This is a genomic window from Methylibium sp., assembly GCF_013817365.1.
In the GTDB taxonomy this organism is placed as follows: Bacteria; Pseudomonadota; Gammaproteobacteria; order Burkholderiales; family Burkholderiaceae_C; genus Methylibium.
In genome coordinates this window covers 1-5,827 of sequence record NZ_JACDCU010000269.1, presented here as the reverse complement: position 1 = coordinate 5,827, position 5,827 = coordinate 1, and the positions used below count along the sequence as shown (strand labels likewise).

Sequence of the window (5,827 nt, the reverse complement as noted above, 5' to 3'; positions counted from 1 at the left end):
TCCGCTCTCTCGGTCCTCGCGCTGACTCGCCGCTGCAGTTCCATGACTTCGGTTTCGGTCAAGTTCATCGCACCCTCCGCAGGCGCAATGATACTTCCTATTTGAACGTTACAGTTCACTAGCGATCGGATTCGTCGAGTTCGTCGGCGCGATCGGTACGGCCCGCGAGCACATCACGGGCCAGACGCTTCAAGCTCGACAACTGAGCCTCCACGCGGCTGCAGTTCGAACACATCGAAAGATGCACCCGCAGCCTGAGGCGATCCGCGATCCCCAATGGCTCGTCCTGTTGCCGGGAGATCAGGGTGGACGCCTGACGACAAGAGTACGAAAGGCTCACTGCCTTTGCCTTCCATGGACCTGGCCGTGCTCGACGCACCCGCGAAGACCCATGCGCGCCCGATGAAGCAGCTGCCTGCAGTTGTCCGCACTCAACCCCAGTCTCTCGGCAATCTCTCTGGTCTCGAAGCCCAACCACTCACGCATCAGGAAGACCCGACCTGTCGTGCGCGGAAGATGCGACATGCATCGCTCGACAAGGGCCATCATCTGGCGCTGCTCCTCCCGATTCTCGGGCTGTTGCCACGAAGCGATCGGTATCGCATAGGCGCCCTCAGGCGTGTACAGCGCGTCGATCGCGTCGGTCAGCGCGCCATCGCCGGCGTCAAACTGCACCTCTTTACGCCGCTGCGATGAGCGGTACCAATCCGCCACCTTGTGCTTGAGGATCGCCGTTGCCCAGGTCGTCAGCGACGCGGCACCGGTCCTTAGCTCATGGTGCTGCAGTACCTCGATCAGGGTGTCCTGCACGAGATCCTCCGCGCTGCCCGAATCGCCCAGCGCGAACCGTGCTTGTCGAAGAAGACGAGTTCGCAGGAGCGTCAGATCCTCATTCGATGGCCGCGCAGGAGGCCACGGTGCACCGCCTGCAGAGACCTGGCCTTCGCTGGCGTCCACGGACTCGGGCTCGTTGGATTCAGGGCAAGCGGATCGAACGGCGACCGATCGGTCGATTCATCGGCCGCGAACCCCGAACCGCGAGATAGTGATCCACCGAGAGCCTCCCAGGACCCCGTGCCAGCAGCCAGAGCAGAACCGCCGCCCAGACCCCGTGCGTGGCATAGGCACCCGGGTAGACAAGCAACTGGATCACCGCAGTCATCACCAGGAGGCCCAGCGCCGCAAAGCGCGTGCCGAGACCCAGCAGCAGCAGGACCGGAAGCGCATGCTCGCCGATCGTTGCGAGCCAGGCAGCCAGTTCCGGCGGCAGCAGTGGCAACTGGTACTCGTCACGGAACAGGGCCACGGCCGACTCGGACAGCCGCGGCACGCCGATGTCGAAGGTGCCCGAGACCAAGTTGATGGCGAAACCTTCGACTTTGGTCTGCCCCGAGTTCCAGAACACCGCGGCGATCGAGAAGCGACCGAGCAGCGCGATCAGGGACTCGGGGATGGCGGCCATGGCGGCGTGCAGGCCCTCGATGAGCGCCTGCACAGGGCCGTGCCTGTCGGTGACGACGGAAGGGGTGTTCATGACGTGTCCTCGGTCATTGGGGTGGCGATCAGGGCGCCGTGTTGAAGGAGCAGCGTGAGCACGAACGGGAGATCGGCGCCACGGGCCGCGATCACGGCTTCGCCGAGCTTGCCGCCCTGGCGCAGACCATCGATGAGCGCAGCATCGGCTGCCGCCAGTGGCAGCACCAGCACCTCGTCGTCGTCGCGCAGCACGAGGGCGCATTCGGCCTGGTCCACCTCGATGCGGCCGATGTCGTCTTCGTGATCGTGCTGGTGGGCGGCCCACAGCGAGACCACGGCGTGGCGCGCATGCAGGACCGTCAACGACGGGTGCAGCGGCAGGCGCAGCGTCGGCAGCCGGCCGGGATCCGCCGAGGCCTGCGCCAGCGTCTGTGCAGGCAGCGCTGGCGCGTCCGCCGCGTGATACGCCTGCACCCGCGCGCGTTCGAGTCGCGCCATGTCGGCCAGGTAGGGCAGCGCCGCGGCGGGCTCGAATGCGGCCACCCAGCCGGCGAAACCGTCGCCGTACTCGGTCATCACGGGCGAGGTCGGGGGATGCTCGCAGACGTAGAGCTGCGCCATCGCGTTGAAGAACGGCTCGCCGACGAGACGGCGCACCACCGGGAAGGTTTCGGCCATTACGCTGAGCAGCGAGACGATCACGTTGTTGCGGTAAACGGCGAAGCGCGTGCTGACGTCCGACCCGTTCCAGGCCTGCATGCCCGCCGGTACCGGACGCGCCGCGTCGATCAGCGATTCGGCGAAAGCTCGCTGTGTCGGCTGGGCTGGCGCAGCGATCATGCGGCCCCCACTTGCGGCACGGTCACGGCCAGCACGTCGTGCTGCGCACGGCGCGCACGTTCGGCCTCGGCCAGCAATAGGCCCAGCGCAGGCACGTCGTTGTCGCGCTCGATAAGGGTCGGCACCGGCCCGAGCCTCTCCAGCGCGCGCTGGTACAGCGACCACACGGCGTCGGCAACGGGCGCGCCGTGCGTGTCGATCAACAGGCGGTCGCCGACGGCGTCGCGGTCCTCGGCGAAGCCGGCGAGGTGGATCTCGCCGATGGCTTCGGGCGGCAGCGCGGCGATCAGCGCCCACGGGTCCAGGCGGTGGTTCACCGCGCTGACGTAGGCGTTGTTGACGTCGAGCAGCAACCCGCAGCCGGTGCGGCGCACCACCTCGGTCAGGAAGCTGCCCTCGTCCATCGTCGATGCCGCGAACTCGACATAGGTGCTGGGGTTCTCCAGCAGCATGCAGCGCTGCAGCCTGTGCTGAACCTCGTCGATGTGGTCGCACACCCGGTTCAGCGTGATCCGGTCGTAAGGCAGCGGCAGCAGGTCGTTGAACCAATGCCCGCCGTGGCTCGACCAGGCCAGGTGCTCGCTGAACCACTGCGGCTCGAAGCGCCTCAGCAATGCCGTCAGACGCTCGAGATGCAAGCGATCCAGCGGCCCGTCGCCGCCGATCGACAGCCCGACCCCGTGGATCGACAGAGGCCATCGCTCGCGCACCCGCTCCAGGTGCTTCAGGAACGGGCCGCCGGCGACCAGGTAGTTCTCGGCGTGCACCTCGAGGAAGTCCACCGCCGGCCCACCCTGCAGCAGCTCCCCGACATGCATCGCCTTCAGGCCGATGCCGGCCAGCAAGCGCATGTCGATGTTCGTGCAGGCGTTCATGGCACGGGTCGATCGGTGGTCTCGCGGAGCGGGCTCAGCCCTTCTTTTCTTCTTTGAACTCCTTGAGCTGGCCGTAGCCGGAAGCCGAGGTCTTGGACTCCGTCTTCTCGCAGGTACCCTTGGGCATCAGCTTCCAGGCATTGCCCTGGTAATCGCGCACGGCGGTGCCGGCGCAGGTGGTGCCGGGCCCGGCAGCGCAGTCGTTCTTGCCCTTCAGCGCCACGCCGAAACACTTCTCCTTGTCGGCGGGCTGGGCCTGGGCGGGTACGTGGGCCAGGGTGAGTGCAGCGCCGACGGCGATGGCGATGGCGGCGGCGGCAGCCTGGTTCGCGAGGGTCTGGGACATGGTGAGAGCTCCTTGAGATGGTTCGGTGGGTGAGGCACCGTCGGATGGAGATCGATCGGCACCGCATGCCAGTTCGTGCGCCGCTCCCTCCGGGTTACAAACCGACCGATCGGTGTTTACCCCGATCGGATCGACGCGGGGTGCGGCTGTAACCATTCGAGGTCCTGGAACGTATTGGCGTGCATCGGGCCGTTGCGCTGCAGAAGGCAGCGACCACGATGCACGGCGCCGCGCCCGCCCGTGCCACTTGCCGGACCGGGTGTAGTCGGCATGTGCATGCCGCTAAAGCGCGCAGTGGTCCACTCGAATCGCAACGCTCAGGAGCCCTCCATGTACTGCCGGTGTCGGTGCTCACGCTCGTCGCCGGACTGGCCTTCGGGGTGACCGTGGGCTTATCGCTCGTGCTGCTGTCGGCCACGATCGGCGCGACGCTGGCCTTTCTGGTGGCGCGCCGCCTGTTGCACCGCGCGGTCTCGGCACGGCTTGCCGGGCGGCCATCGCCGTACTCGGTCAGCGAGAGCGGCTGGCGGCACGTCGTGATGCTGTTGCGCCTGAGCCCGCGGGTGTCCTTCAACCTGCAGAACACTTCTTTGGCGTCACCGACAGTCCTTATCGGCGCCTACGTCGCGGCCACCTTCTTCGGCATGGTGCCGAAGACCCCGCAGACGGCCTGAGCGATGAACGAACTCGACGTGGACCTGTGCGTCATCGGTGGTGGCTCGGCCGGACTGTCGGCGGCGGCCATCGCGGCGCAGTTCGGTGCGCGTGTCGTACTGATAGAGCGCGGCGCGAGGGCGGCGAGTGCCTGAACATCGGGTGCGTGCCGTCGAAGGCGCTTCTGTCCGCCGCGCGCTCGGCGCATGCTATGCGCGCGGCAGCTCGCTTCGGCATCGAGGCGGTCGAACCCCGCGTCGACTTCGCCGCCGTGCACGCCCATGTGCGGGGCGTGATCGCGGCGATCGCCCCGCACGACTCGGTCGAGCGCTTCGAAGGGCTGGGCATGCAGGTGATCCAAGCCGAGGCGCGCTTCGTCGCGCCACGCGTGCTGGTGGCCGGCGGGCAGCGCATCCGCGCCCGCCGCGTGATCATCGCCACCGGCTCGCGACCAGCGACGCCACCGATCGACGGCCTCGGCGACGTACCGTATTTCACCAACGAGACGATCTTCGACAACACGGCGCTGCCCGAGCACCTGCTGATCGTGGGTGGCGGCCCCATCGGCCTCGAGATGGCGCAAGCCCATCGGCGCCTGGGTGCGCGCGTGACGGTGCTGGAGCACAGCCTCGCGCTGCCGCACGACGACGCCGAGCAGGTCCGTGAACTGTTGAAGATGTTGGCGGCCGAAGGCGTGACGATTCGCCAGAACGTGGAGGTCAAGCGGCTGCGCCGGAGCGCGGCGGGGATCATCGCCAGCGTCGAGGAGGGCGGGCAGGCAGGCGAGGTGGAGGCCAGCCACCTGCTGGTCGCGGCCGGCCGGCAGCCGCAGCTCGAGGCGCTGGACCTCGGGCAGGCCGACGTGCACCACGACGACGAGGGCATCGTCGTCGACGACAAGCTGCGTACCAGCGCGCGCGGCGTGTTCGCAATCGGCGACGCCGTGGCCCGGGCACCGCACTTCACCCATGTCGCCGATTATCACGCTGGCATCGCGGTGCAGAACGCGCTGCTGTTGCCTTACGCGAAGACGGACTACGCGTCGCTGCCGTGGGTCACGTACAGCGACCCGGAACTCGCCCACGTCGGTCTGGACGAAGAACAGGCACGCCGGCAGCATGGCGGCGACGTGCAGGTGATCCGCATGCCGATGTCGGGCAACGATCGGGCGCAGACCGAGCGCACCACGGCCGGCGCAATCAAGCTAATCGCGCGCCGAAACGGCCGGGTTCTGGGGGTCTCGATTCTCGACACTGATGCCGGCGAACTGGCGGGGCTGTGGGTCCTGGCAATCCGCTCGGGCCTGAAGCTCGGCAAGATTGCCAGGATGATCGCGCCTTACCCGACGCTCGGCGAGGTCAGCAAGGCGGTGGCCGGGGAGTTCTACAAGGCCAGGCTCTTCGGACCGCTCTCGCGCCGCGTCGTACGCCTGTTCTCCTTCTTGCCGTGAAAGGATCCGACATGAGCGCCACAACCCGCTTGCTCGAAGGCCAGAAGGCGCTGGTGACCGGCGCCAGCTCCGGGATCGGCGCCGCGGTGGCGCTGGCGATGGCACGCGCTGGTGCTGCGGTCGCCGTCAACTTCCGGTCGGGCAACGACGCTGCCGACGAGGTGGTGGCGAAGATCCGTGCGGCGG

10 protein-coding genes are annotated in these 5,827 nt (G+C 67.7%); 4 read left to right on the top strand and 6 right to left on the bottom strand.

All coding sequences use genetic code 11. The annotated features are described in order from the left end of the window. Positions 1–118 precede the first annotated feature (118 nt). The 6 genes from H0W38_RS15220 to H0W38_RS15195 all read right to left on the bottom strand — a co-directional run bounded on the left by H0W38_RS15220 (position 119) and on the right by H0W38_RS15195 (position 3,537). Positions 119–340 carry a zf-HC2 domain-containing protein gene (locus H0W38_RS15220; protein WP_292455542.1) on the bottom strand — a complete coding sequence of 74 codons (222 nt, stop codon included), beginning with the start codon at positions 338–340 and terminating at the stop codon, positions 119–121. Beyond that, positions 337–957: a sigma-70 family RNA polymerase sigma factor gene (locus tag H0W38_RS15215; protein ID WP_292455539.1), complete on the bottom strand. Its 621-nt coding sequence runs from the start codon at positions 955–957 to the stop codon at positions 337–339. The genes H0W38_RS15220 and H0W38_RS15215 overlap by 4 nt, the downstream gene beginning before the upstream one ends. A 19-nt stretch (positions 958–976) precedes the next feature. Then, complete coding sequence (locus tag H0W38_RS15210; RefSeq protein ID WP_292455546.1) at positions 977–1,462, bottom strand: DoxX family protein; 486 nt, start codon at positions 1,460–1,462, stop codon at positions 977–979. Positions 1,463–1,530: 68 nt separating this feature from the next. Next, positions 1,531–2,316 carry a DUF2063 domain-containing protein gene (locus H0W38_RS15205; protein WP_292455537.1) on the bottom strand — a complete coding sequence of 262 codons (786 nt, stop codon included), beginning with the start codon at positions 2,314–2,316 and terminating at the stop codon, positions 1,531–1,533. Beyond that, the gene (locus tag H0W38_RS15200) at positions 2,313–3,191 is read right to left on the bottom strand and encodes a DUF692 domain-containing protein (RefSeq protein ID WP_292455533.1); all 879 of its coding nucleotides are present in this window, start codon (positions 3,189–3,191) and stop codon (positions 2,313–2,315) included. The genes H0W38_RS15205 and H0W38_RS15200 overlap by 4 nt, the downstream gene beginning before the upstream one ends. A 34-nt stretch (positions 3,192–3,225) precedes the next feature. Further along, complete coding sequence (locus tag H0W38_RS15195) at positions 3,226–3,537, bottom strand: DUF2282 domain-containing protein (RefSeq protein WP_292455532.1); 312 nt, start codon at positions 3,535–3,537, stop codon at positions 3,226–3,228. Positions 3,538–3,878: 341 nt separating this feature from the next. Here H0W38_RS15195 and H0W38_RS15190 point away from each other — a divergent pair, with 341 nt between their 5' ends. The 4 genes from H0W38_RS15190 to H0W38_RS15175 form a co-directional block, all read left to right on the top strand. After that, the gene (locus tag H0W38_RS15190; RefSeq protein WP_292455530.1) at positions 3,879–4,211 is read left to right on the top strand and encodes a VTT domain-containing protein; all 333 of its coding nucleotides are present in this window, start codon (positions 3,879–3,881) and stop codon (positions 4,209–4,211) included. Positions 4,212–4,214: 3 nt separating this feature from the next. Next, positions 4,215–4,346, top strand: a complete 132-nt coding sequence (locus H0W38_RS15185) for an FAD-dependent oxidoreductase (protein ID WP_292455528.1) — start codon at positions 4,215–4,217, stop codon at positions 4,344–4,346. 11 nt (positions 4,347–4,357) lie between these two features. Next, the gene (locus H0W38_RS15180) at positions 4,358–5,641 is read left to right on the top strand and encodes an FAD-dependent oxidoreductase (RefSeq protein WP_292455526.1); all 1,284 of its coding nucleotides are present in this window, start codon (positions 4,358–4,360) and stop codon (positions 5,639–5,641) included. An 11-nt stretch (positions 5,642–5,652) separates the two neighbouring features. Then, positions 5,653–5,827 (top strand): SDR family NAD(P)-dependent oxidoreductase (locus H0W38_RS15175; RefSeq protein WP_292455544.1); only part of this gene is annotated, 175 nt, incomplete at its 3' end.

What these genes read in the sequence shown, in the direction of transcription:
- H0W38_RS15200 (WP_292455533.1), bottom strand. Translation starts at nt 3,191, where the DNA reads ATGAACGCCTGCACGAACATCGACATGCGCTTGCTGGCCGGCATCGGC.
- H0W38_RS15185 (WP_292455528.1), top strand. Translation starts at nt 4,215, where the DNA reads ATGAACGAACTCGACGTGGACCTGTGCGTCATCGGTGGTGGCTCGGCC.
- H0W38_RS15205 (WP_292455537.1), bottom strand. Translation starts at nt 2,316, where the DNA reads ATGATCGCTGCGCCAGCCCAGCCGACACAGCGAGCTTTCGCCGAATCG.
- H0W38_RS15210 (WP_292455546.1), bottom strand. Translation starts at nt 1,462, where the DNA reads ATGGCCGCCATCCCCGAGTCCCTGATCGCGCTGCTCGGTCGCTTCTCG.
- H0W38_RS15195 (WP_292455532.1), bottom strand. Translation starts at nt 3,537, where the DNA reads ATGTCCCAGACCCTCGCGAACCAGGCTGCCGCCGCCGCCATCGCCATC.